The organism is Pseudomonas sp. B21-040 (assembly GCF_024748695.1).
GTDB lineage: Bacteria > Pseudomonadota > Gammaproteobacteria > Pseudomonadales > Pseudomonadaceae > Aquipseudomonas.
On record NZ_CP087176.1, the window covers coordinates 1,634,100 to 1,657,517 of the forward strand.

Annotated in this window: 27 protein-coding genes; 11 read left to right on the plus strand and 16 right to left on the minus strand. The window is 60.1% G+C overall.

Features of this window, described 5'->3' with window-relative positions; genetic code table 11:
* Positions 1–27: 27 nt before the first annotated feature.
* The gene (locus tag LOY55_RS07315) at positions 28–315 is read left to right on the plus strand and encodes a SelT/SelW/SelH family protein (RefSeq protein ID WP_046032765.1); all 288 of its coding nucleotides are present in this window, start codon (positions 28–30) and stop codon (positions 313–315) included.
* On the opposite strand, the gene LOY55_RS07320 is transcribed toward LOY55_RS07315, so the two are convergent.
* The gene (locus tag LOY55_RS07320; RefSeq protein ID WP_223522563.1) at positions 309–1,202 is read right to left on the minus strand and encodes a DMT family transporter; all 894 of its coding nucleotides are present in this window, start codon (positions 1,200–1,202) and stop codon (positions 309–311) included. The genes LOY55_RS07315 and LOY55_RS07320 overlap by 7 nt on opposite strands.
* A 252-nt stretch (positions 1,203–1,454) precedes the next feature.
* A complete protein-coding gene (locus LOY55_RS07325; protein WP_223522564.1) occupies positions 1,455–2,213 on the minus strand; it encodes an AraC family transcriptional regulator in 759 nt (252 codons plus the stop codon).
* Positions 2,214–2,341: 128 nt separating this feature from the next.
* Between LOY55_RS07325 and LOY55_RS07330 the strand changes: the two genes are divergently transcribed.
* Positions 2,342–3,157: a UDP-2,3-diacylglucosamine diphosphatase gene (locus tag LOY55_RS07330; protein WP_046032768.1), complete on the plus strand. Its 816-nt coding sequence runs from the start codon at positions 2,342–2,344 to the stop codon at positions 3,155–3,157.
* Between the two features lie 142 nt (positions 3,158–3,299).
* On the opposite strand, the gene LOY55_RS07335 is transcribed toward LOY55_RS07330, so the two are convergent.
* Positions 3,300–3,890 carry an HD domain-containing protein gene (locus LOY55_RS07335; protein WP_046032769.1) on the minus strand — a complete coding sequence of 197 codons (591 nt, stop codon included), beginning with the start codon at positions 3,888–3,890 and terminating at the stop codon, positions 3,300–3,302.
* Positions 3,891–3,989: 99 nt separating this feature from the next.
* Positions 3,990–4,301: a DUF962 domain-containing protein gene (locus tag LOY55_RS07340; RefSeq protein ID WP_046032770.1), complete on the minus strand. Its 312-nt coding sequence runs from the start codon at positions 4,299–4,301 to the stop codon at positions 3,990–3,992.
* A 163-nt stretch (positions 4,302–4,464) separates the two neighbouring features.
* Between LOY55_RS07340 and LOY55_RS07345 the strand changes: the two genes are divergently transcribed.
* On the plus strand, positions 4,465–5,526 hold the full coding sequence (locus LOY55_RS07345; RefSeq protein ID WP_077430678.1) for an AraC family transcriptional regulator: 1,062 nt from the start codon (positions 4,465–4,467) through the stop codon (positions 5,524–5,526).
* On the opposite strand, the gene LOY55_RS07350 is transcribed toward LOY55_RS07345, so the two are convergent.
* A complete protein-coding gene (locus LOY55_RS07350; RefSeq protein ID WP_077430677.1) occupies positions 5,483–6,937 on the minus strand; it encodes a TrkH family potassium uptake protein in 1,455 nt (484 codons plus the stop codon). The two genes, LOY55_RS07345 and LOY55_RS07350, sit on opposite strands and share 44 nt — an antisense overlap.
* Positions 6,938–7,058: 121 nt before the next feature.
* Here LOY55_RS07350 and LOY55_RS07355 point away from each other — a divergent pair, with 121 nt between their 5' ends.
* Complete coding sequence (locus tag LOY55_RS07355) at positions 7,059–7,625, plus strand: nitroreductase family protein (protein WP_223522565.1); 567 nt, start codon at positions 7,059–7,061, stop codon at positions 7,623–7,625.
* A gap of 113 nt (positions 7,626–7,738) precedes the next feature.
* Here the strand turns inward: LOY55_RS07355 and LOY55_RS07360 are convergent, their stop codons facing one another.
* The 6 genes from LOY55_RS07360 to LOY55_RS07385 form a co-directional block, all read right to left on the minus strand.
* A complete protein-coding gene (locus LOY55_RS07360) occupies positions 7,739–9,079 on the minus strand; it encodes a HAMP domain-containing sensor histidine kinase (protein ID WP_223522566.1) in 1,341 nt (446 codons plus the stop codon).
* A gap of 113 nt (positions 9,080–9,192) precedes the next feature.
* Positions 9,193–9,642 (minus strand): Spy/CpxP family protein refolding chaperone, encoded by a 450-nt coding sequence (locus LOY55_RS07365; protein ID WP_109786377.1) that lies wholly within the window; start codon positions 9,640–9,642, stop codon positions 9,193–9,195.
* A 301-nt stretch (positions 9,643–9,943) separates the two neighbouring features.
* Positions 9,944–10,621, minus strand: a complete 678-nt coding sequence (locus LOY55_RS07370) for a response regulator transcription factor (protein ID WP_223522567.1) — start codon at positions 10,619–10,621, stop codon at positions 9,944–9,946.
* Positions 10,622–10,628: 7 nt separating this feature from the next.
* Positions 10,629–11,042, minus strand: a complete 414-nt coding sequence (locus LOY55_RS07375) for a translation initiation factor 2 (RefSeq protein ID WP_077430676.1) — start codon at positions 11,040–11,042, stop codon at positions 10,629–10,631.
* A gap of 122 nt (positions 11,043–11,164) precedes the next feature.
* Positions 11,165–11,464, minus strand: a complete 300-nt coding sequence (locus LOY55_RS07380) for a YciI family protein (protein ID WP_007984134.1) — start codon at positions 11,462–11,464, stop codon at positions 11,165–11,167.
* A gap of 1 nt (position 11,465) precedes the next feature.
* Positions 11,466–12,062 carry a septation protein A gene (locus tag LOY55_RS07385; RefSeq protein ID WP_046032779.1) on the minus strand — a complete coding sequence of 199 codons (597 nt, stop codon included), beginning with the start codon at positions 12,060–12,062 and terminating at the stop codon, positions 11,466–11,468.
* Between the two features lie 87 nt (positions 12,063–12,149).
* Here LOY55_RS07385 and LOY55_RS07390 point away from each other — a divergent pair, with 87 nt between their 5' ends.
* The 7 genes from LOY55_RS07390 (at position 12,150) to arfB (ending at position 19,861) form a co-directional block, all read left to right on the plus strand.
* Positions 12,150–13,013, plus strand: coding sequence for a PHP domain-containing protein (locus tag LOY55_RS07390; RefSeq protein ID WP_223522568.1), 864 nt, complete (start codon positions 12,150–12,152; stop codon positions 13,011–13,013).
* 13 nt (positions 13,014–13,026) lie between these two features.
* The gene (locus tag LOY55_RS07395; protein ID WP_223522569.1) at positions 13,027–13,656 is read left to right on the plus strand and encodes an L-threonylcarbamoyladenylate synthase; all 630 of its coding nucleotides are present in this window, start codon (positions 13,027–13,029) and stop codon (positions 13,654–13,656) included.
* Positions 13,657–14,478 (plus strand): ScpA family protein, encoded by an 822-nt coding sequence (locus LOY55_RS07400; protein WP_123434000.1) that lies wholly within the window; start codon positions 13,657–13,659, stop codon positions 14,476–14,478.
* A gap of 11 nt (positions 14,479–14,489) precedes the next feature.
* A complete protein-coding gene (scpB, locus tag LOY55_RS07405; protein WP_223522570.1) occupies positions 14,490–15,467 on the plus strand; it encodes an SMC-Scp complex subunit ScpB in 978 nt (325 codons plus the stop codon).
* A 292-nt stretch (positions 15,468–15,759) separates the two neighbouring features.
* Entirely contained in the window at positions 15,760–17,025 is a 1,266-nt protein-coding gene (gene rluB / locus LOY55_RS07410; RefSeq protein WP_046032784.1) for a 23S rRNA pseudouridine(2605) synthase RluB, read from the plus strand.
* Positions 17,026–17,812: 787 nt separating this feature from the next.
* Positions 17,813–19,225 (plus strand): amino acid permease, encoded by a 1,413-nt coding sequence (locus tag LOY55_RS07415; RefSeq protein ID WP_109786380.1) that lies wholly within the window; start codon positions 17,813–17,815, stop codon positions 19,223–19,225.
* Positions 19,226–19,447: 222 nt separating this feature from the next.
* Positions 19,448–19,861 (plus strand): alternative ribosome rescue aminoacyl-tRNA hydrolase ArfB, encoded by a 414-nt coding sequence (arfB, locus tag LOY55_RS07420; protein WP_046032786.1) that lies wholly within the window; start codon positions 19,448–19,450, stop codon positions 19,859–19,861.
* On the opposite strand, the gene LOY55_RS07425 is transcribed toward arfB, so the two are convergent.
* The 5 genes from LOY55_RS07425 to LOY55_RS07445 all read right to left on the minus strand — a co-directional run bounded on the left by LOY55_RS07425 (position 19,858) and on the right by LOY55_RS07445 (position 23,400).
* Positions 19,858–21,057 (minus strand): MFS transporter, encoded by a 1,200-nt coding sequence (locus LOY55_RS07425; protein WP_077430674.1) that lies wholly within the window; start codon positions 21,055–21,057, stop codon positions 19,858–19,860. The genes arfB and LOY55_RS07425 overlap by 4 nt on opposite strands.
* A 105-nt stretch (positions 21,058–21,162) precedes the next feature.
* The gene (locus LOY55_RS07430) at positions 21,163–21,345 is read right to left on the minus strand and encodes a hypothetical protein (protein ID WP_077430673.1); all 183 of its coding nucleotides are present in this window, start codon (positions 21,343–21,345) and stop codon (positions 21,163–21,165) included.
* Between the two features lie 77 nt (positions 21,346–21,422).
* Positions 21,423–21,557 carry a hypothetical protein gene (locus tag LOY55_RS07435; RefSeq protein ID WP_256577151.1) on the minus strand — a complete coding sequence of 45 codons (135 nt, stop codon included), beginning with the start codon at positions 21,555–21,557 and terminating at the stop codon, positions 21,423–21,425.
* Positions 21,558–21,850: 293 nt separating this feature from the next.
* On the minus strand, positions 21,851–23,044 hold the full coding sequence (locus LOY55_RS07440; RefSeq protein WP_263295516.1) for an amino acid aminotransferase: 1,194 nt from the start codon (positions 23,042–23,044) through the stop codon (positions 21,851–21,853).
* A complete protein-coding gene (locus tag LOY55_RS07445; protein WP_046032790.1) occupies positions 23,044–23,400 on the minus strand; it encodes a 4a-hydroxytetrahydrobiopterin dehydratase in 357 nt (118 codons plus the stop codon). The genes LOY55_RS07440 and LOY55_RS07445 overlap by 1 nt, the downstream gene beginning before the upstream one ends.
* Positions 23,401–23,418 lie beyond the last annotated feature (18 nt).

Here is a 23,418-nt window from a genome sequence, read left to right on the forward strand (position 1 = left end):
GCCCTCAGATTCAGAGACTCGCCCGTCATGACCGCGCACAAACCGGAAATCGTCATCACCTACTGCACGCAATGCCAATGGCTATTGCGTGCCGCCTGGCTGGCTCAGGAACTGCTCAGTACCTTTGGCGATGACTTGGGCAAAGTGTCGCTGGTGCCCGGCACCGGCGGGGTGTTCCATATTTTCTGTGACGAGGTGCAGCTTTGGGAGCGCAAAGCCGATGGCGGTTTCCCGGAGGCCAAGGTGCTCAAGCAGCGGGTCCGCGATCAGATTGACCCGGACCGCGACCTGGGCCACAACGACCGGACTCAGTGAGACGCCGCTTCAGCGACCACGGTCTTTTTGCTTGAGCCACCCGACAGCCTGCTGGACACCACGATCGCGACGATGATCAACGCGCCGCCGACCAGCATGCCCAGCGTCGGGTTTTCATTGAACAGCAGCCAGGCCATGGTGATCCCGTAAACCGGTTCCAGGGCGAACACCACCGCCGCAGTGCGTGCCTTGATCACCGCCAGGCTGGCGACGAACAGGCTGTGTGCAACGCCGGTGCAGAACACCCCGAGCAGACCGATCCACAGCCAGTCGATGCCGCGCACTTCGCTCAATTGCGGTGCCGCCACGGGCAGCAGGCACACCGCGACCACCACGTTCTGGCACAGCGCGGCCTGCACCGGCGGGATTCGCCCGGAGCTGGCCCGGTTGGTCAGTGACAGCAAGGCAAACAACAGCCCGGAACCGACGGCCCAAAGCAGGCCGGTGGTAGCGCCGCTGGCCAGATCGAAGTCCGGGGTGACCAGCACCAACCCGACACTCACCAGCACGACCAGCAGGATTTCGTTGGCGCGAATCCGCTCGCGGAAAACCAGCCCTTCGAGCATGACGGTAAACGCCGGGAAACTGGCAAAACCCAGGGTCGCAATCGCCACACCCGCCACCTTCACCGCAATGAAGAAACTCACCCAGTGCCCGGCCAGCAACAAACCGCTGAGCAGCAGACGGCGCCAGTCCACGGCTTCAAGCTGTTGCCAGCGGGTGTTGCTGGCGAAGCGCGCAAACACCGCCAGGGCCAGGACCGCAAACGCGGCACGGCCAAAGACGATGACAGCGGGGGAGGCGGCAGCGAGCTTGCCGAACACACCGGTCAGGCCGAACATCAGTGCGCCGATATGCAAAGCGCCAAGGGCGGTACGGGGAGTCATTACAATCCTTGATTAACGTAGTAAGCCAAACCGACAGAGTCCACGGACTTGTAGCAGCTGGCGAAGCCTGCGTCAGACTCGGGCCGCGTTCGGACGAAGCGGTCGTAAAACCGGAAAACGCGGTGCATCAGACACATCGCATTTGTCCCGATTGCGACCGCTTCGTCCGAACGCAGCCCGAGTCTGACGCAGGCTTCGCCAGCGGCTACATTAAATCGCGTGAGGCTTGGCGTGTCTGTCGTCAGACTCGCGTCATTTATCGCCAGCCTCGCGCCGCAGTTTGCCGGGGGAAGCGCCAAACTCACGCAATACCGCCGCGGCGAAAGCACTCTGGGAGCTATAGCCGACCCGGCTGGCAATCTCGCCGATGGGCAATGGTGAATCGCGCAGCAATCCCACCGCCAGATGAAGCCGCCGGCTGCGGATGTAGTCCATTGGCGTCTGCCCGCATTCGGCGATAAACCGTGCGTGCAAGCGAGCGCTGGACAGCCCGGCCACCTGGGCCAGATCTGCCACTTGCAGCGGATAAGCCGCGTATTGATCGATGTGCGCATTCATCGCCGCATACGGCAGGCGCCGTCCGCCGACGCTGTCAGGTTTGGCGTTATTAAGGCTGGCCAGCAACAGCACTGCGCCTTGTTGCGCGATCAACGGATCGTTGACCTGACTGCCTGCCAGCCAATTGACCAATTGGCTTTGCCCGGCATCCAGCGGCAGGCGCCCGGCGTTGTCGAGCAGGCGGCGACTGGCTTCGGCGTGGTCACCCAGAGACTGTGAAATCCATTGATCGCTCGGCACATCCAGCACCAGGCAACGGCTGCCATTGCTACTGCCGCACGCGTGATGGAAACCGGACGGGACGACCACGAAACTCTGCTGCACCACCTGGCTGCCATGGCCATCGACTTCGAAGTCCAGCGCACCCGACAAGCCGAACACCAGTTGAGCGTGGTCGTGGCTGTGGACGATCAAGTCTTCGGTGTACTGGCGTAGTGTGAGGATCGGTCTCATCACAGGTCTCCTGGCATGATGGGGCCAGTCTACACCGGCCTGCCGCTGTCACAGGAATGACTCGCCACTGTCATGCTCAATTAACCCGATCGGCGCAACCTTGGAAAAACCATCGCAGAGGGTTGCCCATGACCAGCGCCGAGCTCGCCAAACCCAGTCGTAAGCAACGTGTGCGCACCTTATGGATTTCCGATGTGCACCTGGGCACTCGGGATTGCCAGGCCGAACACCTGTCGCAGTTTCTCAAGGGCTACCACGCGGACAAGATTTACCTGGTCGGCGACATCATCGACGGCTGGAAACTGCGCGGCGGCATGTATTGGCCGCAGGCGCACACCAACGTGATCCGGCGCTTGCTGACCATGAGCAAGCGCGGCACCGAAGTCATCTATGTGACCGGCAATCACGACGAATTCCTGCGTCGCTATTCCAAGCTGATTCTGGGCAACATCCAACTGGTGGATGAAGCCGTGCACGTGACCGCCGATGGCCGTCACCTGCTGGTTATCCATGGCGATCAGTTCGATGTCATCACCCGGTATCACCGCTGGCTGGCCTTTCTCGGCGACTCGGCCTACGAATTCACCCTGACCCTCAACCGCTGGCTCAACCATTGGCGCGCCCGTTATGGCTATGGTTATTGGTCGTTGTCGGCGTACCTCAAGCACAAGGTGAAAACCGCGGTCAGCTTCATCAGCGACTTCGAGGAAGCTATCGCTCACGAATGCCTGAAGCGCGAGTTGCATGGCGTGGTGTGCGGGCACATTCACCACGCCGAGATTCGCAAGGTCGGCGAGGTGGATTACCTCAATTGCGGGGACTGGGTGGAGTCGTGCACGGCGCTGATCGAGCATTGGGACGGGACGATCGAGCTGTATCGCCTGGCGGATGCTCAGGCGCGGGAAGCTGAATTGAGGGCCATCAAGGTCGCCGAACCGGCCTAGGAATACGGTGTCTGGGCAGGCCTCATCGCGGGCAAGCCCGCTCCCACATTGAGCAAGGTGAACACTAGATTTGTGACTGCTAGAAAAGCCTGTGGGAGCGGGCTTGCCCGCGATGGACCGCGCAGCGGTCCCCTGAGGTCTATCAGGCCGGCGAATGTTGTTCCATCGCCGCTGTATAAATCGAGTTCTTCGGTTGGGCGAACACCCGCTCCATCATCGGCTCAAAGAAGCTCAGTGGCAGCGTCTCATACTCAGGGTCGAACGCCGCCGCATCGTACTTGGCACAGAACTCGATGGTCGCCTGATATTGCGGGTGTCCGCTGAATTGCTCGCGCAGGTGCCGATCCATCCCCAGGTGATGGAAGAAGTAGTAACCCTGGAAAATCCCGTGTTTCTCCACCATCCATAAGTTGTCGGCGCTGACGAACGGCTTGAGGATCGCCGCTGCAATGTCCGGGTGGTTGTAGGAGCCAAGGGTGTCGCCGATGTCGTGCAGCAGCGCACAGACCACGTATTCTTCATCACGGCCATCGCGCCAGGCGCGGCTGGCGGTTTGCAGCGAATGGGTCAGGCGATCTACCGGGAAGCCGCCAAAATCACCCGCCAGCAACTTCAGGTGCGCCACAATCCGTGCCGGTAATTGTTTGGCGTAGGCACTGAAGTCCGCGGCGATGATCGCCCAGTCTTCCTGCGTGCCATCCTGCATGTGCGTGAATCGGGCATGGGCATTCATCAGCTATCCTCTTGTTCTAATCGAATGGGATGTCTTGAGTGTAGAACTTGGATCCAATATTACATTGGCCACGCAGGTCGCTTTTATGGCCAGTGGAGCCTAGAAGGGCACACGACCCAGAATCATGTCGCGGTACATGACAAAGTCGCCAAGCAGGCTATAAAGAGGATGTTGGAAGGTTGCAGGTCGATTCTTCTCAAAGAAGAAATGCCCGACCCAGGCGAAGCTGTAACCGGCCAGCGGAAGGGCCCAAAGCAACAGCCATGCGCCTTTGCCGATGGTCAGGGCCAGGATGAAAATGACCAGCGTCGTGCCGATAAAGTGCAGTCGTCGGCAAGTACTGTCGCTGTGTTCGCTGAGGTAATACGGGTAGAACTCAGCAAAACTGTTGAAACGTTTGATGTTTTCCACGACTGCGATCTCTGTGGTTATTGTTCTGATTGCAAGTTGTTCTGCGGGTAGCTTATTTGAGTCTAGAGTGATCAATGGCATCAGCCAGTGACAATAGGCGCCACTTTAGTATCCTTTGGAAATCAGCCGCGTCAGACGGCTCACCGAACGTGAAGTAAACGCCATGAGCGAACGAACGACTTCTGCAAGCTGGGCGATGGGGATTGTCAAGGCACTGGAGATGGACGGTCTGGATTGCCGGGCTCTGTTCAAGCAGCTAGGGCTCGACTACGCATCGCTGGATGATCCGGATGCGCGCTTCACGCAAGATTCCATGACGCGTCTGTGGCAGCGCGCGGTCGAGCTGTCCGGCAACCCGGCGATAGGCCTGAACATGGGCAAAGTGGTGCGACCGGCCTCCTTCCATGTGGCGGGTTACGCCTTGATGTCCAGCCAGACCCTGGCCGAAGGCTTTCAGCGACTGGTGCGCTATCAGCGGATCATTGCCGAAAGTGCCGACTTGAGTTTCCGCCTGCTGGATGAGGGTTATGCGCTGATTCTGACGGTGCATGGCGACCACTTGCCACCCACCCGGCAAAGTGCCGAAGCGTCGCTGGCCTGTGCGTTGGCGTTGTGCGGCTGGTTGACCGGGCGCACGCTGCAACCGCGCAAGGTGCTGGTGCAGGGCGATCAACCCGTCGACCTCGAACCGTATAAACAAGCCTTTCATGCGCCGTTGGTGTTCAACGCGGCTTACGATGCGTTGATCTTTGAACGTGCCGACATGGAAGCCCCCCTGCCAACTGCCAACGAAGCGATGGCGCTGCTGCATGACCGGTTTGCCGGCGAGTACCTGGCACGGTTCTCCGAGAGCCGCGTGACGCACAATGCGCGTCAAGTGTTGTGTCGTCTGCTGCCGCAGGGCGAACCCAAGCGCGATACCGTGGCGCAAACGCTGCACTTGTCACAGCGCACCTTGCAGCGGCGCTTGCAGGAGGAGGGCACCAGTTTTCAGGCGTTGCTCGATGACACGCGACGTGAATTGGCCGAGCAATACCTTGCCCAGCCCACCATGACCCTGCTGGAAATTGCCTACTTGCTGGGGTTCGCCGATCCGAGCAACTTCTTCCGCGCCTTCCGCCGCTGGTTTGACGCCACGCCCGGCGAGTACCGGGCGCATCTGACGGACGCGGCAGGGCTGGTCAGTGCCGCCAGAACGCAGGAATGCACAGAACAAACACCGTAATGATCTCCAGTCGGCCGAGCAGCATGCCGAACGACAGAATCCACTTGGCGGCGTCCGGCAACGATGAAAAGTTACCCGACGGCCCGATGGTCGGACCCAACCCCGGCCCGACACCGGACACGGTACTGGCCGCACCGGTCAGGGCGGTCATCCAGTCCACGCCGAGCAGTGAGAGCAGCAACGCGATGACGCAGATGGTGATGGCAAAGAAGAACGAAAACGTCAGGATCGAACGCACGATTTCTTCGTCGAGACGGTGACCGTTGTACTTCTGCTTGATCACCGCGCGCGGGTGAATCAACTGGTTAAGGTTGGCCTTGAGCAGGATATAGGCGACCTGGAAGCGGAATATCTTGATCCCGCCGGCCGTCGAGCCGGAGCAGCCGCCGACAAAGCCCAGGTAGAAGAACAGCATCAGCGAGAAATTGCCCCACAGGCTGTAATCCCCCAGCGCAAAACCGGTGGTGGTGACCACCGACGTCACGTTAAACGCCACGTGCCGCAAGGCTTCGAGCCAATGCAGTTGGGTGGTCCACCAGTACCAGGTGCCGAGCACCAGCCAGGTCACCAGCAGCATGCCGAGCATCCCTTGAACCTGCTGATCCCTGAATAACGCCCAGCGGTTGCCGCGCAAGGTCGCCACATACAGGGTGAAGGGCAGGCTGCCGAGAATCATGATGACGATCGCCACCCAGTGCACCGCCGGTTGTGTCCACTTGGCCAGTGACTGGTCCGACGTGGAAAACCCTCCGGTCGAGATCGCGGACATCGCATGGTTGATCGCATCAAACAGACTCATTCCGGCCCACCACAGCGCGAGGCTGCCGACAATGGTGATGCCGACGTAGGCGGCCACGATCAAGCGCGCCACCATGTGCGAGCGAGGCATGATTTTTTCGGAGCGGTCCGACGATTCGGTCTGAAACAGGCGCATGCCACCGATACGCAACAGCGGCAAAATGGCGACTGCCATGCCGATAAAGCCGATGCCGCCGAGCCAGTGCAGCAGCGAGCGCCACATCAGAATGCCGGGTGACATGGTGTCCAGGCCACTGAGTACTGTGGAGCCGGTGGCGGTGATGCCGGACATGCTTTCGAAGAAGGAGTCGGTGTAGCTGATGTGCTGGGTCAGCAAAAATGGCAGCGCGGCGAAGATGCACACCACCAGCCAACTGCTGACGGTCAACAAATACATGTCCCGTGGACGCAGGTGAACATGCTCGGGACGTCCGGGGATGACCAGCGCCAGGCCAGCCACAAACGTAATCATGCTCGACCACAGGAACGACGGCAGGTCGTTGGTGCGGTCGAAGATCACCAGGGTTGCCATGGGCACGATCATGGAGATCGCCAGCGTGATCAGGAAGATGCCGATGATAAAACCAATAATCCGTAAGGTCGGCAACGCCATGAAATCCGCTCGGGCTGTTGTGGAGGAGGGCGCCATTCTACCTGCGGGGCAGGGCATGTAAACCGACGCCGCTTGCGCACTTGCAGCTAGAATAGCCAAACATTTTTTCAGGAGGTGGCCGATGCAGGCTCTCGACGCTTTGCTCAACCGTGTTTCCGTTCCACGACTGCTTGACCCGGCACCGACCGCAGCGCAGCGCGAAGTTCTGTTTGGCGCCGCCATGCGTGCACCGGACCATGGCCATTTGCAGCCGTGGCGCTTCCTGACGGTCGAGGGTGCGGCGCGTGAGCAGATGGGCGAGTTGCTGGCTGAAGCCGCCAGGCTACAAGACGCCGAGGTGTCCGAGGCCGCGCTGGACAAGGCGCGCAACGGCCCACTCCGGGCGCCACTGGTTGTGGTGGTGATCGCGCGGTTACAGGATCACGTCAAATATCCGAAATCCGAACAACTGCTGGCAGCGGGCTGCGCGGCACACGGGATTTTGCTGGCGGCGTATGCGCAGGGGATTGGCGCGGTATGGCGCACCGGTGAACTGGCGTATTCCGCACATGTGGCCAATGGGTTGGGGTTGGCGCAAGGGGAGGAGGTGATTGCGTTCCTCTACCTGGGCACGCCGCAGAAAGAACCGCGAGTGGCGGAGAAAGTCGATTTGGCCGAATTTGTCAGCGCCTGGCCCGCTAAATCCTGACGTTCAAAAAATCGCAGCCTCGTTTCACTCGACAGCTGCTACAGAGATATGTGTACACCTGTAGCAGCTGTCGAGTGAAACGAGGCTGCGTGCTTTTTGCATCCTCACTGCATTTATGGCTGGACGACAGCACCCGGCACCAACGGCAGTTCCAGGCTGGCAATAAACCCGCCCTGCGGATGATTGGCCAGCACCAGGCTCCCGCCGTGCCGTTCTGCCGCGCGGCGCGCAATGGCCAATCCAAGGCCATGCCCGGCGGCTGTCTGCCCCGGAGCCCGATAAAACGGCTCACCCAACTGGTTCAAATACTCGGCGCTTACACCCGGCCCATGGTCACGCACGCTGACCACAATCCGCTCGCCCTGACGCACGGCCTGCATTTCAATCGACTGCCCAACCGGGTTAAAACGCTGAGCATTGCGCAGCAGATTGTCGACGGCACGCTCGATCATCGTCGGCCAGCCTTTGAGGTTCAGTTGCGGCTCAGCTTCAAGTCGCACGCTCTGCTCCGGCGAGCCCAGTTGCGCATCTTTGTGTAGCGTATTGAGTAGCGCGCTGAGGTCGACCTCTTCGGCGCTGGCGTTGTCGGCGTCGACCCGCGCCAGCACCAGAATTTCGCTGATCAACGCTTCAAGCCGGTCACATTCTCGGGTCAGGCGCGGCCAGAGTTTCTCCCGTTCTTCAGGGGTGGCCCGTTCAGCCAGCGCCAGTGCAATGCGCAGCCGGGCGAGCGGAGAGCGCAATTCGTGCGATACATCGCGAAGGAGTTGCCGTTGGCTACCGATCAGACTTTGCAGGCGTGAGCCCATGCGATTGAAGTCGTTGGCCAGTACGCCGAATTCATCGCGGCGATTGGCCAGTTTCACCAGGCTGTTCTGCTGATAGGTGGTTTGCCCCAGGTCATGCACTGCGCCGCGCAGACGACTGAGCGGGCGGGTGATCGACAGCGTGACGAACAAGCTGAACAAGGTCAGCACCACCAGAGCAATGCCCAGGGCACTCAACGGCCACAACAGGCTTTCGCGGTGCCATGAATCCAGTTCGGGGTGCGGGATGCGATAGATCAGCAGGTAGGTATCGCCGGTCTTTTCGCTGGTGTATTCCGCGGTCAAACGACGCCATGGCAGGCGCCGGTCATCGTTGTTCTGCCGCGCTTCGAACGCCGCAGCACGACGAGGGAAGGTGCCTCGAACTACCGGGTCACCGCTCTCGTTCAGCACCTGAACGTCAATGTGATATTGACGTTTGCGCTGTTCCAGAATGTCCTGAGCGGCTTCTTCACCCTGGGATTCGTAGGTTTGCGTCCATTGTTCGGCCAAGGTATTGAGGCCCGGATGGCGACTGAGAATCCACGCATCCTGGTTGAGCATATGCCCCAGCAGAATGGAAAGCCCTGCCACCAGAGCGATGGCCAGCCAGAAACTGGCCAGGATACGCCAGAACAATGAGCGCACAGAAAATCCTCAAACAAACGCAAATCCATGTGGGAGCGAGCAAGCCCGTTCTCACATTTGGCTCAATGGAGCAGACCCAGCGGGGTTGAGCCGTTGGGTCCGGGGTTAGCGCATTATTGCGCTTTTTGCGGTTGTTGCGCTTTCCAGGCCTTGAATTCGGCCCATTCGGCGCGACGCTCAGCCTGCTTTTTCTGGATCTCGTCGAATTTCTTCTGTTGATCCGGCTTCAGTACGGCGCGCACATCGGCTTCGGCTTTCTGATGCTTGGCGGTCATTTCGTCTTTCAAGGCTTTCTGGTCAGCCGGGGAGAGTTTCTCCAGGTATTTGTCGACCAGTTGCTTACGCTCGTGCATCTGTTCGCCCATGATCTTGCGGATCTGCTCGCGCTGTTCGCGGCTCAGGTCCAGCTGGCTGTACGGGCCTTTACCGTGCATGCCGTGCATCTGACCGCCGTGGCGCGAGCCGTCCATCGAGCCATCCATCGGGCCGGTGCCTTCAGGCATGGCCATGGCAACAGTCGGCAGGGCGGCAGCAAACATCAGAGCGATAAGAGTCTTGCGCATGGTGAATCTCCTTGTCTCGTTCCCGGTACGTTCCGGATGAGTACAGATTACGCAGATCAAGGTCAGCGGCGGTCAGCGGAACGTAAAGCTTGGGTAAAGACGGGGTTGTACTGACCTGACAACTCCACCACCTTTTGCACACGCACGCCCCGTGTAGCAGCTGTCGAGCCTGCGAGGCTGCGTTCGGTGGCGTAGCCGTCGTGAAATCAGGCGCTACATTTTTCAGGTAAACCGCGTTGTCGGGTTTACGACTGCTGCGCAGCCGAACGCAGCCTCGCAGGCTCGGCAGCTGCTACACGCTTCAGAGGCTGTAGTAGTAGCCGCGGCTACGCAGGGCAACGATGCGAGGACGGCCGTCGGGGTGTGGGCCGATTTTTTTACGCAGGTTACTGACGTGCATGTCCAGACTGCGGTCGTACAGGGTCAGCTTGCGGCCCAGGGCAATCTGCGCCAGCTCCTGTTTGTCCAGCGGCTCGCCGGGTTGCTTGAGCAGGGCTTCAAGCAGGCGGCTTTCGGAGACGGTGAGGGTGAACTCCTGTTCATCGATGCTGACCACGCCACGCACCGGGCTGAAACACAGATCTCCCAGTTCCATCTGGCTGGACACGGCCGCCGGATGGCTGCGGCGCAACACGGCGCGCAGACGGGCTGTCAGTTCTCGTGGGTCGCAGGGTTTGGCCAGATAATCATCGGCGCCCAGTTCCAGGCCGAGAATGCGGTCCAGTGGCTCACCGCGTGCTGAAAGCATCAGCACCGGCAAGTCCGGGTGATCGCTGCGCAATTGCTTGAGCAATTCCAGACCGCTGCCGTCCGGCAGCATGACGTCCAGCACCACGGCGGCCGGGGAGGTTTCGGCCAGCGCGCGGCGGGCACTATGGCCATCGTGGCAAGCGCGGACCTGAAAGCCTTCCTGGCTCAACCAACTGACCAGGAGCTCGCACAGTTCCTGGTCATCATCAATTAGTAACAGCTCGCTCATGAATCACTCAATTCAGCCATTGCCGACGTTTTCTGGTGGCACCACTGGCGAAGATACCGCAGAGCAGGGCCAATAGCGCTACTCCACCGCCGATAACAAACCACTGCTGCTGATCAGACAGAAAGCGTGGCAGCGGACTGCTGGCCTGCGCTTCCTTGAGTTGCAGCTTGAGGCGCTGATTCTCTTGGCGCAACCGGCTCAGTTGAGCGCTTTCGCGTTCGCCATCGGTAGTTTGCAATTGTTTGCTCAGTTCTTCTCGTTGTTGTTCGCTTGCCTTCAAGCGCTGCTGCAACTCGCTGATCTGGCTGCCGGCGCTCAGGGACAGCGGCGTCGAATTACCGCCCTCGACGCCTTCTTCACCATGAGCCGGGGCCATGATCGACAACGTCACCAACAACAGACACAACGGACCCTTGCGCATCGCGACTCCTGATTCCAATCGAGTAATTGGGCAGGTTATCGGCAGGCAAACGAGAATAATGAGCGATTGAGAGCGCGATGAACCGACAAGGTTCACCGCGCGGGGGCATTTGTGGGGGAAAGTTACGGCAGGACTTGCTTGAACGGCTTGACCAGAACGTTGGCGTAGACGCCTGCCGCGATGTACGGATCTGCGTCGGCCCAGGCCTGTGCGGCGCTCAGGGAATCGAATTCGGCAACGATCAGGCTGCCGGTAAAACCCGCCGCGCCCGGATCATTGCTGTCGACCGCCGGGTGTGGACCGGCCAATACGATGCGGCCTTCGCCCTTGAGCACTTGCAGGCGCTCAAGGTGGGCAGGGCGCGCGGCCAGTCGGGCTTCCAGGGAGTTGGCGACGTCTGTGGCAATGATTGCGTAAAGCATGTCAGTCCTCGGTTTTTGGCGTTGTGGTATCGGCGTCGTGCAGGTGGCGGGACAGGTAAATGCCCTGGCCGACCAGGAACAGCAGCGTCATGCCCAGGCTGCCGAAGACTTTGAAGTCGACCCAGTAGTCCTGATAGGTAAACGCGACGAACAGGTTGGCGGCACCGCAAAACAGGAAAAAGGCGATCCAGGCGATGTTCAGACGCGTCCAGACCGGTTCCGGCAGGGTCAGCGCGTGGCCCATGATGCGTTTGATCAACAGGCTGTCACCGATGAAATGGCTGCCAATGAATGCCAGGGCAAACAACCAGTTCACCACCGGCGCTTTCCACTTCAGGAAGGTTTCGCTGTGGAACGCCAGGGTCAGGCTACCGAAGACCAGGCAGGCGATGAGCGTCAGCCACTGGCTCTTTTCAAGCTTGCGCTGCTTGATGAACAGCGTGCCGTAAACCACCAGGGAGCTGATGATCAGCATCGCGGTGGCGCTGTAAATACCGCCTACAGTCAATTCATGACCGCCGATGTCGACGACCCGTGGATCGAGTTTGAAGACGATGAAAAACAGAAGAAGCGGGATGAAATCGATGAATTGTTTCACAGTGGCAGCCAGAAGCAGGATGTGGCGGCATAATAACAAACATATGGGCGCGCGATAGCGCCAGCTGATTTGAGGTAACAAAGTCCTGTGAATGTTGATTTGCACTGCCATAGCACGGCCTCCGATGGCGCCCTGGCGCCTGCGGTACTGGTTGCGCGTGCGTTCGAGAAAGGCGTGCGAGTCCTGGCCTTGACCGATCACGATACCCTCGAGGGCCTTGATGAGGCCCGCACCGCGGCAACGGCGCTGGGGATGCTGCTGGTCAACGGCGTCGAATTGTCCTGCACCTGGGGCGGCGCGACCATTCACGTATTGGGTTACGGGTTTGATGTAAACGCGCCGGCGTTGGTCGAGGCCATTGCAAAGTTGCACGATGGCCGATGGCTGCGATCCGAGGAAATTGGCCGAAAACTCGCATTGAAAGGCATGCCGGGCGCGCTGGACGGTGCCCGGGCCATACAGCAGGAACTGGGCGACAGCGGCAACGCGCCGGCCCGCCCGCACTTCGCCGACTGGATGGTGCGTGAAGGGTATGTAAAGGATCGCGCCGAAGCCTTCCGCAAATGGTTGGGCGCCGGCAAGCTGGGCGACGTCAAGCAACACTGGCCGACCCTGGAAGAGACCGTCGAAACCCTGCGCGCGGCAAAGGCCTGGGTCAGCCTGGCGCATCCCTGGCATTACGATTTCACACGCAGCAAGCGTCGTCGGCTAATTTCTGACTATATTCAAGCCGGGGGCCATGCGATTGAAGTGGTCAATGGCCATCAGCCCGCCGAGCAAGTGGGCAGCCTGGCGATTCTTGCTCGCGAGTTCGGTCTGCTGGTCAGCGCCGGCAGTGATTTTCATGGCCCTGGAGGCTGGTCCGAGATCGGTGAATACCGACCTCTGCCGGAGGATCTGCCACCACTGTGGTGTCGATTCAAACATGACCCAAATATTGCCGCCGTCTGAACAGGTAGAGAATGTGAGTCAATTTTTCCAGATTCATCCGGAAAATCCGCAAGTGCGCCTGATCAAACAGGCGGTCGAGATCATCCGCAAGGGCGGGGTGGTGGTTTATCCCACGGACTCTTCCTACGCCATTGGTTGCCAGATCGGCGACAAGGTGGCCGTAGAGCGCGTGCGCCGTTTACGCGGGCTGGATGAAAAGCACAATTTCGCGCTGATTTGCTGCGACCTGTCGCAACTGGGCCTGTTTGCCAAAATCGATACCGGCACGTTCCGCCTGCTAAAGGCTCATTTGCCAGGGCCGTACACCTTTATTCTCAACGCCACCCGCGAAGTCCCGCGGCTGTTGTTGCACCCGAAAAAACGCACCATCGGCCTGCGTGTGCCAAGCCATCCGATTGCCCTGGCGCTGCTGGAGGAGCTCGGTGAGCCGTTGATGAGTGTGAGCCTGATCATGCCCGGTGAAACCGACCCGATGTTTGATCCCTATGAAATGCGCCAACTGCTTGAACATCAGGTCGACCTGATCATTGACGGCGGTTTCGGCGGGATCAAGGCGTCCACCGTGATCAATCTCGCCGACGGCGAGCCGGAAGTGATCCGCGTCGGTTGCGGCGACCCTGTGCCGTTCATGGCCGAGGCGTAGATGTCTGCAGTAGAACCTGTTGTCGACAGTCAAGCCGGAGCCCAGCAAGAGCTGCCCTTCGCGATGGTCTATGGCCAGGCAGTTCTGGAAATGCCGCTGGACCTGTACATCCCGCCGGATGCGCTCGAAGTGTTTCTCGAAGCCTTCGAAGGCCCGCTCGACCTGTTGCTGTACCTGATCCGTAAACAGAACATCAACATCCTCGACATCCCGGTGGCGGAAATTACCCGTCAGTACATGGGGTATGTCGAGTTGATGCAGTCGGTGCGCCTGGAACTGGCCGCCGAATACCTGGTGATGGCCGCGATGCTGGCCGAAATCAAGTCGCGGATGCTCTTGCCCCGCGCCGAAACCATTGAAGACGAAGAAGACGACCCGCGCGCCGAGCTGATCCGTCGCTTGCAGGAATACGAGCGCTTCAAGGCGGCCGCCGAAGGCATCGATGGTCTGACCCGCGTCGGACGCGATGTCGTCGTGCCCAAGCTGGATGCCCCCGAAGCCCGGGCGCGCAAGCTCTTGCCGGACGTGCGTCTGTCGGAGTTGCTGTTGTCCATGGCCGAGGTCCTGCGCCGGGGCGACATGTTCGAAAGCCACCAGGTCAGCCGCGAGGCGTTGTCTACCCGCGAGCGCATGAGCGATGTGCTGGACCGGCTCAAGGGCGGTGGTTTCGTGCCCTTTGTCGAGCTGTTCACGGCGGAGGAAGGGCGGCTCGGGGTAGTGGTGACCTTTATGGCAATCCTCGAACTGGTCAAGGAATCCTTGGTCGAGCTGGTGCAGAATGAGCCGTTCGCAGCGATCCATGTGCGGGCCCGAGCCGAATAACGAGTTGAATCATGAACCTGACTGAACCCCGCGAGCTGGCGCCACTGCTTGAAGCCTTTCTGTTGGCCTCGGGAAAACCGCAATCGCTTGAACGACTGTTCGAACTCTTCGAAGAGGGCGAGCGACCAGAGCCGCCGGTCTTCAAGAAAGCGCTGACGATTTTGGCCAAATCCTGCGACGGCCGCGCTTTCGAGCTGAAGGAAGTGGCTTCGGGCTACCGTCTGCAAATCCGCGAGAAATTTTCGCCGTGGGTCGGGCGCTTGTGGGAGGAGCGCCCGCAGCGTTATTCCCGCGCCATGCTCGAAACCATTGCCCTGATTGCCTATCGCCAGCCGATCACCCGGGGCGAAATCGAAGACGTGCGGGGCGTGGCGGTCAACAGCCAAATCGTCAAGACGCTGCTGGAACGTGAGTGGATTCGCATTGTTGGCTACCGCGATGTGCCCGGCAAACCGGCGATGTTTGCCACCACCAAGGCATTTCTCGACCACTTCAACCTGAAAAACCTCGACGATCTGCCGCCGCTGGCCGAACTGCGCGAACTTGAACCGGACCCGGTTCTCGATTTCGACGACGCACCCGTGCCTGCCAGCCTGCAGGAATTGGCGGACGCCAGCGCCGAGCCGGAAGAACCCAAGGAAGAAACCAGTTTCCACACGTTGTTGCTGGAACTGGACACCATGGAGGAGGGGCTCAAGACTGATTTCGATGATTTGTTGCGTGACGGCGAGATGACCGCGGTTGAGCCGCTAATCGACAATGAACTTCAGGTAGGGCCAGAAGCCACAGTCGAAGAAGAGCCGGAGCCGGAGCCAGAGCTTGAAGACGACGTGCTAGGCGTCGCCGAAGCTCGCGAAAAACTCCTGGCTGCCGTCGCGGCCCTTGAACAGCCGAAACCCGAGCCTGAGCCCGAGTTGAGCGACGAAGAAGCCGAAGCCCGGGCACTCGCCGAAGCCATCGAAGCCGAACGCCGCGAATTCGACGACTGACCCCAGTCCTGTAGGAGCCGAGCTTGCTCGCGATGACGTCAGCACATTCAACATCAAAGTGAATGGACGTCCGCTATCGCGAGCAAGCTCGGCTTCTACACAAGCTCAATACGCGTACGGTGCCACCGGTCGGCGGAAAAACCAGTAACGCTGTGATCATCAGCTAGTCTCTGATGCGAAATCGCCCACATGAGCGTATGATTCGCGACCCTTCGGCGATCCCTTCGCCCAAGTGCACAGATTTACATCGCTTCAGGCAACGCCTGAACAGACCACACCGGGAGGTGCCCAGATGAGTATCAACGACCAGAAAGACGACCAGGAAATCGGCCCAGCAGGCGAAAAACTGCAGAAAGTCCTCGCCCGTATCGGCGTCGGCTCGCGCCGTGACGTAGAAGCCTGGATCAGCCACGGCCGCATCAAGGTCAACGGCAAAGACGCCACGCTCGGTCAGCGTGTCGACATGCATGACGCCATCACCATTGATGGCAAGGTGATCAAGCGCGAAGAAGCGGCCGAATCGGTACGCCGCGTGATCATGTACAACAAGCCCGACGGTGAAATCTGCACCCGTGTCGACCCCGAAGGCCGTCCGACCGTATTCGACAAGATGCCGCGCCCGAAAGAAGGTCGCTGGATCAACATCGGTCGTCTGGACATCAACACCACCGGCTTGCTGATGTTCACCACCGACGGTGAATTGGCCAACCGCCTGATGCACCCTTCCTACGAAATGGACCGTGAATACGCGGTACGTGTACGTGGCGAAGTTGATGACGAGATGATCGAGCGTCTGAAAGCAGGCGTTGTCCTCGAAGACGGCCCGGCCAAGTTCACCGACATCAAGCAAGCGCCAGGTGGTGAGGGTTTCAACCACTGGTACCACTGCGTGGTGATGGAAGGTCGCAACCGCGAAGTACGTCGCCTGTGGGAATCCCAGGGCCTGGTGGTCAGCCGTCTGAAGCGCGTGCGCTTCGGTCCGGTGTTCCTCAACTCCGACCTGCCGATGGGCCGCTGGCGCGAAATGAGCCAGTACGAAGTCGACATTCTGAGTGCCGAGGTTGGCCTGACGCCGGTCGCGATGCCACAGTTGAACGCCAAGAGCAAAGACAAGCTCGATCGTATGCAGCGTAAATCGTCGCGTCCGATGGGCAAGACCGAGCGCGTGCGTACGTTGCGTCCAGCGGCGGGTGCCCCGGCCACGGCGCGTGATTCTCGCGAGCCGCAGATCGAAGGCGAGCGCCCGGCCCGCAAACCTGCTGCACCTCGTGCAGACGGCGAGCGCGGTCCACGCACTCCACGCCCGGCCAACGGCCGCACTGAACGTGGCGAAGGCCGTGGTGCGCCAAGCGGCGGCCGCAGCGATCGCGGTGCTCCAGCCGGTCGCGGAACGCCAGTGGCAGACCGTCCTGCTGACACCAAGCGCCCGGCCAAGCCTGCGCCGAAGAAACGCCCGGGCATCGTCCTGGTCGACAAGGACGCACCATCGGGCAAGCGCCGCGGCGCGCCAGCCGGTTCGGGCCAGCGTCCGGGTTTCGGTCGTCGCAAACCTGAGTAATCGGTAAGCGCTGCATAAAAACGCCATCCCTCGGGATGGCGTTTTTTTTTTGGCTGACTGATCGTTCCCACGTTCCGCGTGGGAATGCAGCCCGTCCCTTCAAAGCCGAACGCGGAGCCTCCGGTGAGCCATTCCCACGCGGAGCATGGGAACGATCGCGCCAATGGTGGGAGCGGGCTTGCCCGCGAAGGCGTCAACTCAGGCTCCGCCATTTCCAGAATGGAAAACCGTCGTTACGCCCTGTAACGAATACTTTACGAAAACCACCCATTAACCCCATGAAACTCCCATCTCCCGGGAACTGTAAGAAAATTCTTCCATTTCGTGACCGCTCCATTCTCGCTCCAAGGCTCTCCCCCGCTTGTTTCAGCACGCCATGCAGGGTCAGATGCGCCGCATGCCTGTCGTGCAGGTGCATAACAAGAAGGAGGCGCAATGTACGCCGTGATTCATCTCCATCTCTCCCCGTGGGGCGATTTTTCAATCGTTCCCGTCGATGGCCCGCAAGGGTCTGACTCTCTATTTGCAGCCGCCCGGGACACTCGGGGCGGACACAGGCAATCCCGGCTTACAACACGCTGATCCAGCGGGTCTGGCAGCAGGGGGTTACGGGTGTACAATGCGCCGCGTTTTAACTGTGACCTCCTGCGCAAATGCGCAAACCTCAAGGCTACCCGTCTTGTTCACTCCGCCACGCCACGAGTGTGTCGGGTTCGATTTCGTCACAGATAAAAACAAACAGGTGACGCATGACCGTTGTAACTATGCAGAACGTGAGAGCCTTTTCATGAGTGGACAAAACTCGAATTCAGGCGAGCTGAAGCGCGGCCTGAAAAACCGCCACATTCAATTGATTGCCCTCGGTGGCGCGATCGGCACCGGTTTGTTCCTCGGCTCGGCCGGGGTGCTGAAGTCCGCCGGCCCGTCGATGATCCTCGGCTACGCCATCTGCGGCTTCATTGCCTTCATGATCATGCGCCAGCTCGGCGAAATGATCGTCGAAGAGCCCGTGGCCGGATCCTTCAGCCACTTCGCGCACAAATACTGGGGTGGTTTCGCCGGCTTCCTGTCGGGCTGGAACTGCTGGATCCTGTACATCCTGGTGGGCATGTCGGAGCTGACCGCAGTCGGCAAATACATCCACTACTGGGCACCGGACATCCCGACCTGGGTTTCGGCAGCCGGGTTCTTCGTCCTGATCAACCTGATTAACCTGGCTAACGTCAAAGTCTTTGGCGAGGCCGAATTCTGGTTCGCGATCATCAAGGTTGTGGCCATCGTGGGCATGATTGCCCTGGGCAGCTACTTGCTGGTCAGCGGTAACGGCGGCCCGCAAGCGTCGGTCAGCAACCTGTGGTCCCACGGTGGTTTCTTCCCGAACGGTGTCAGCGGTCTGGTGATGGCCATGGCGATCATCATGTTCTCCTTCGGTGGCCTGGAAATGCTCGGTTTCACCGCAGCAGAAGCGGACAAGCCGAAAACCGTGATCCCGAAAGCCATCAACCAGGTGATCTACCGGATTCTGATTTTCTACATCGGCGCGTTGGTCATTCTGTTGTCCCTGACGCCATGGGACGCCCTGCTGACCACCCTGAATGCATCAGGTGATTCCTACAGCGGCAGCCCGTTCGTACAAGTGTTCTCGATGCTCGGCAGCAACACCGCCGCGCACATCCTCAACTTCGTGGTATTGACCGCGGCGTTGTCGGTGTACAACAGCGGCACCTATTGCAACAGCCGCATGCTGCTGGGCATGGCCGAGCAGGGCGATGCGCCGAAAGCCTTGTCGAAGATCGACAAGCGCGGCGTGCCTGTGCGTTCGATCCTCGCTTCGGCCGCGGTGACGCTGATTGCGGTGTTGCTGAACTACCTGATCCCGCAAAATGCGCTGGAACTGTTGATGTCACTGGTTGTCGCGACCCTGGTCATCAACTGGGCGATGATCAGTTTCTCGCACTTCAAATTCCGCCAGCACATGAACAAGACCAAACAAACGCCGCTGTTCAAGGCGCTGTGGTACCCGTACGGGAACTACATCTGCCTGGCGTTCGTGGTGTTTATCCTGTGCGTGATGCTGCTGATTCCGGGGATCCAGATCTCGGTGTACGCGATTCCGGTGTGGGTCGTGTTCATGTGGATCTGCTACGGCATCAAGAACAAGCGCAGTGCGCAGCATGCGCTCCAGGCTTCAGTGAAATAACGCCGTACGCAAAAACAATAAACCCGGCCAATGTGCCGGGTTTGTTGTTTTCAGGGTTCACACAAAACCCCTGTAGGAGCATGGCTTGCCCGCGATTCAGGCACCGCGGTTTACCAGGTACACCGCGTTTTCGTTCATCGCGGGCAAGCCATGCTCCTACAGGGGCGCGTTGCACCGGTCTATTCGCGGTATCCTGCGCACTCTGAACCCGGACGCTTTTACATGCTGGTAATTTCCAACAACGTGCATCTGCCGGATGCCGAGATCGAGTTGACGGCCATTCGCGCTCAGGGTGCCGGCGGGCAGAACGTCAACAAGGTTTCCAGCGCCGTGCATCTGCGTTTCGACATTCCGGCCTCGTCCTTGCCCGAGTTCTACAAGGAGCGGTTGCTGGCACTGCGCGACAGTCGCATCACCAGCGAAGGTGTGTTGATCATCAAGGCCCAGCAATACCGCACGCAGGAGGCCAATCGCGCCGATGCGCTGGAACGGCTGACCGAACTGATCCTCAGCGCGACCAAAGTCGAAAAGAAGCGCCGCCCGACCAAACCGACGCTGGGTTCAAAAAAGCGTCGGCTCGAATCGAAGAGCCAGCGCGGGAGTATCAAGGCCGGACGCGGCAAGGTCGATTTTTAACGCGACTCACGCGCTTCGCGTTGCTTCGGTGCTTGCCGGTACAAGTAAATGCTCAGCATCAAACCGCTCAACGCGGCGAGGGCGGCGAACAGGAAGATCGAGGCAAAACCAAATCCGGCCGCAATGGCCCCCGCCAGCGGTCCGGTAATCCCCAGCGACAAATCAATGAACAACGAATAAGCACCGACGGCCGCGCCACGGCTGGAGGCCGGCACCAGGTTGACCGCTTCCACGCCCAGCGCTGGAAACACCAGCGAGAACCCGAAACCGCTCAGCGCCGCGCCAGCCAACGCCCAATGGGCGTCCGGTGCCAACCACAGTAGCAACAAGCCCAGGGTTTCCACGGACAGGCAGGCAATCGCCACGCGAAAGCCGCCGAGGCGGTTGATCAAGTTGCCGAACAGCAAGCGTGCACCAATGAAGCTGGCGCCAAACAAACTCAGGCACAACACCGCGTTGTCCCAGTGTTGCGTGGCGTAATACAAGGTGATGAAGGTGGCGATGGTGCCGAAGCCAATCGAGCCCAGCGCCAGGCCGCAACCATGCGGCAACACGCGCCCCAGCACATGCATGAACGGCAGGCGTTCGCCGACCACGATCGGCGCAGCGGTTTTTGGCCAGGCCAGTGCCAGGCCAAGAATGGCCAGCAGCACAATGCTCACGCCCATGCTCCACAAGCCCAATTGATGGACCAACAGCACACCCAACGGCGCGCCGACGGCCAATGCGCCGTAGCTGGCGATGCCGTTCCAGGAAATCACCTTGGCGGTGTTCGCCGCGCCAACCCGGCCGATGCCCCAGCCAATCGAGCCTGAACCGACCAGGCTTTCCGCGCTGCCGAGTACCAGGCGGCCGATCAGCAGGCTGATCAGGCTCAGGGTCGGCAAGCTCTGGGTCCAGGCCGAAATCAACATGAACACGCCGCTCAAGCCGCAACCGGCGAGGCCGTACATCACCGCCAGTTTGCTGCCCTTGTTGTCGATGATTTTCCCGGCGTAAGGGCGGCTGAGCAGGGTGGCCAGGTATTGCACGCTGATTACCAGGCCGGCGATGACTGCGCCGAAACCCAGGTCGCTGTGGACGTAGCCGGGCAATACGGCCAAGGGGATGCCGATATTCAGGTAGCCGATGAAGGTAAACAGAACGATGGAAACGACTTGCAGCGTGACCGCCAGGGGGCGCTGGTTTTCAGACATGGGTAAAGGTCCACGGGGAAAGCAGGATAGATAGGCTGCTTATGATAGCGGCGCGAGCGGCTGCGGGTCGTGGAAAAAGTAAAACTATTTGCCGGGCGGGGTGAATCAGGGCTTGGCGGGGGCAACCAGTTGCGTCGTGACCAGGGCGGCCAAGGCGTTTTCTTCGCTGCCGAAACGGGCGAGCAACGCGGCTTGTTTCTCGGGGGAAAGGCGATTCCAGATCTCGATCATCTTCTCGGCGGTGCCGATCAGGACGCTGGCTTGGGTCTCGCTGAATTCATCGGTCATGGTGTGTAGCTCAAGGGTTCAGGCGGTGTGGAAAGCGCATGTTAGCGCTTTCCACACGGTCTGGCATTGCAGGTGTTTCAGTCTTCGCTGTCGGCCTGGCGGCGTTCAGTGGCTTCTTTTTTTGGCTCGGGCTGTTGGGCGCCGGCTTGTTGCGTGGTTGTCTGCTCAGTTTCGTGCAGGCTTGGGAAGGGGAGATTAGGAATCTCGTGCATGTTTCGCGCTCCTCGCAAAGTCTGTTGATAGATCTGGTAGATCCGCGCTTTTAAAAAGCTTGGGCAGAATACAGCAGTAAAAATGACAATCGGACTTTTATATCCAATTGTTGCGACGGAAGGGGTTGTCTAGACAGGTCTGTGTAGGAGTTGGCGCAGCCTGCGCTGATCGTTCCCACGCCCTGCGTGGGAATGCCTCAACGGACGCTCCGCGTTCGGCTCTGGAAGGGACGCCGAGCGTCCCGGGCTGCATTCCCACGCAGAGCGCGGGAACGATCAGCGTAAGGCGGGGGTTATTTGCAAACCTTGGCGATTGCCTCGGCCAACAGATCCAGACGCGTAGCATCGATGCCCGCCACGTTCGCCCGGCCCGAGTTGACCATGTACACGCTGTGATGGTCCCGCAGGTTTTTTACTTGCTCCGGCGACAGCCCGGTGTAGGAAAACATCCCGCGTTGCACGCCGATGTGGGCAAAGCGCTCGCGCAAGCCATGTGGCTCCAGCGCTTCGACCAGGCCGCTGCGCAATTGGGCGATGCGCAAACGCATGGCTTCCACTTCGTCGGCCCAGAGGCTTTTCAGCTCCGGATCGCCAAGGATGGTTGCGACTACGGCCGCGCCGTGATCCGGTGGCGTCGACCACAGGTTACGCGCGATGTTGGCCAGCTGGCTGCGGATGTCCACGAGCTTGTCTGCGGTTTTTGCACAGACAATCAGTGCGCCGGTGCGGTCGCGGTACAAACCGAAGTTCTTCGAGCAGGAACTGGTGATCAGCACTTCCGGCAACGCCGCGGCGAACAACCGGGTCGACCAGGCATCCTGCTCCAGGCCATCGCCGAAGCCCTGGTAAGCGAAGTCGATCAACGGCAACAGGTCTCGACTGCGCACCACGTCCAGCACTCGGTGCCAGTCGTCGTGGGACAAGTCGAAACCGGTCGGGTTGTGGCAACAGGCGTGCAGCAACACCACGTCGCCCTTCGGCGCTTCGCTGAGTACCGCGAGCATAGCGTCGACGTCGAGGCGGTTGTCGCTGCCCACGTACGGGTAGTGACTGACCTTGACCCCGGCCGCCGCGAAAATCGTTTCGTGGATCGGCCAGGTCGGGTTGCTCAGCCACACGCCACGGCCCGGCAGGCACTGGGCGATGAAGTCGGCGCTCAAGCGCAATGCACCGGTGCCGCCCGGGGTCTGGGTCGCCCCGGCCCGTTGCCCGGCGATCAAGGCGGAATCGGCACCCAACACCAGCTCATTGATGGCTTTGCCGAAGGCCGGTTCGCCGTGACCGCCAATGTAGGTCTTGGTGGTTTGACGATCCACCAGACGCTGCTCGGCAAGCTTCACCGACTGCGGAATCGGCGTCAGGCCCTGGGCATCTTTATAGACGCCCACGCCGAGGTCGAATTTGCGCGGGTTGGGGTCCTGCGCATAAGCCTCCATCAAGCCGAGAATCGGGTCGCCGGGGACTCGACCTATGGCGTCGAAATGCATTATTTGCGGCCCTCGGCGTCCTTGGCCACTTCGTCAGTGCGCGCAGCCATGATGAAGTCGTTGCGGTGCAGGCCCTTGATGGAGTGGCTCCACCAGGTGACGGTGACTTTGCCCCATTCGGTCAGCAGGCCCGGGTGGTGACCTTCGGCCTCGGAGATCTCGCCAACGGCATTGGTGAACGCCAGCGCGTGTTTGAAGTTTTTGAACAGGAACAGCTTTTCCAGCTGCATCACGCCGTCGCGTACTTCGATGTTCCAGTCTGGGATCTGCTTGATCAGTACCGGCAACTCTTCGTCGCTGACCTGAGGGGCACCGGCTTGGCAGGCTTCGCAGTGGGCTTGGTTCAATGTGGACATGATGAATTCCTGAAATCG

Coding starts and splice junctions, on each gene's coding strand:
- LOY55_RS07315 (WP_046032765.1), top strand. CDS start 28: ATGACCGCGCACAAACCGGAAATCGTCATCACCTACTGCACGCAATGC.
- LOY55_RS07320 (WP_223522563.1), bottom strand. CDS start 1,202: ATGACTCCCCGTACCGCCCTTGGCGCTTTGCATATCGGCGCACTGATG.
- LOY55_RS07325 (WP_223522564.1), bottom strand. CDS start 2,213: ATGAGACCGATCCTCACACTACGCCAGTACACCGAAGACTTGATCGTC.
- LOY55_RS07330 (WP_046032768.1), top strand. CDS start 2,342: ATGACCAGCGCCGAGCTCGCCAAACCCAGTCGTAAGCAACGTGTGCGC.
- LOY55_RS07335 (WP_046032769.1), bottom strand. CDS start 3,890: ATGAATGCCCATGCCCGATTCACGCACATGCAGGATGGCACGCAGGAA.
- LOY55_RS07345 (WP_077430678.1), top strand. CDS start 4,465: ATGAGCGAACGAACGACTTCTGCAAGCTGGGCGATGGGGATTGTCAAG.
- LOY55_RS07350 (WP_077430677.1), bottom strand. CDS start 6,937: ATGGCGTTGCCGACCTTACGGATTATTGGTTTTATCATCGGCATCTTC.
- LOY55_RS07355 (WP_223522565.1), top strand. CDS start 7,059: ATGCAGGCTCTCGACGCTTTGCTCAACCGTGTTTCCGTTCCACGACTG.
- LOY55_RS07365 (WP_109786377.1), bottom strand. CDS start 9,642: ATGCGCAAGACTCTTATCGCTCTGATGTTTGCTGCCGCCCTGCCGACT.
- LOY55_RS07370 (WP_223522567.1), bottom strand. CDS start 10,621: ATGAGCGAGCTGTTACTAATTGATGATGACCAGGAACTGTGCGAGCTC.
- LOY55_RS07375 (WP_077430676.1), bottom strand. CDS start 11,042: ATGCGCAAGGGTCCGTTGTGTCTGTTGTTGGTGACGTTGTCGATCATG.
- LOY55_RS07380 (WP_007984134.1), bottom strand. CDS start 11,464: ATGCTTTACGCAATCATTGCCACAGACGTCGCCAACTCCCTGGAAGCC.
- LOY55_RS07400 (WP_123434000.1), top strand. CDS start 13,657: ATGTCTGCAGTAGAACCTGTTGTCGACAGTCAAGCCGGAGCCCAGCAA.
- scpB (WP_223522570.1), top strand. CDS start 14,490: ATGAACCTGACTGAACCCCGCGAGCTGGCGCCACTGCTTGAAGCCTTT.
- rluB (WP_046032784.1), top strand. CDS start 15,760: ATGAGTATCAACGACCAGAAAGACGACCAGGAAATCGGCCCAGCAGGC.
- LOY55_RS07415 (WP_109786380.1), top strand. CDS start 17,813: ATGAGTGGACAAAACTCGAATTCAGGCGAGCTGAAGCGCGGCCTGAAA.
- arfB (WP_046032786.1), top strand. CDS start 19,448: ATGCTGGTAATTTCCAACAACGTGCATCTGCCGGATGCCGAGATCGAG.
- LOY55_RS07425 (WP_077430674.1), bottom strand. CDS start 21,057: ATGTCTGAAAACCAGCGCCCCCTGGCGGTCACGCTGCAAGTCGTTTCC.
- LOY55_RS07430 (WP_077430673.1), bottom strand. CDS start 21,345: ATGACCGATGAATTCAGCGAGACCCAAGCCAGCGTCCTGATCGGCACC.
- LOY55_RS07435 (WP_256577151.1), bottom strand. CDS start 21,557: ATGCACGAGATTCCTAATCTCCCCTTCCCAAGCCTGCACGAAACTGAG.
- LOY55_RS07440 (WP_263295516.1), bottom strand. CDS start 23,044: ATGCATTTCGACGCCATAGGTCGAGTCCCCGGCGACCCGATTCTCGGC.
- LOY55_RS07445 (WP_046032790.1), bottom strand. CDS start 23,400: ATGTCCACATTGAACCAAGCCCACTGCGAAGCCTGCCAAGCCGGTGCC.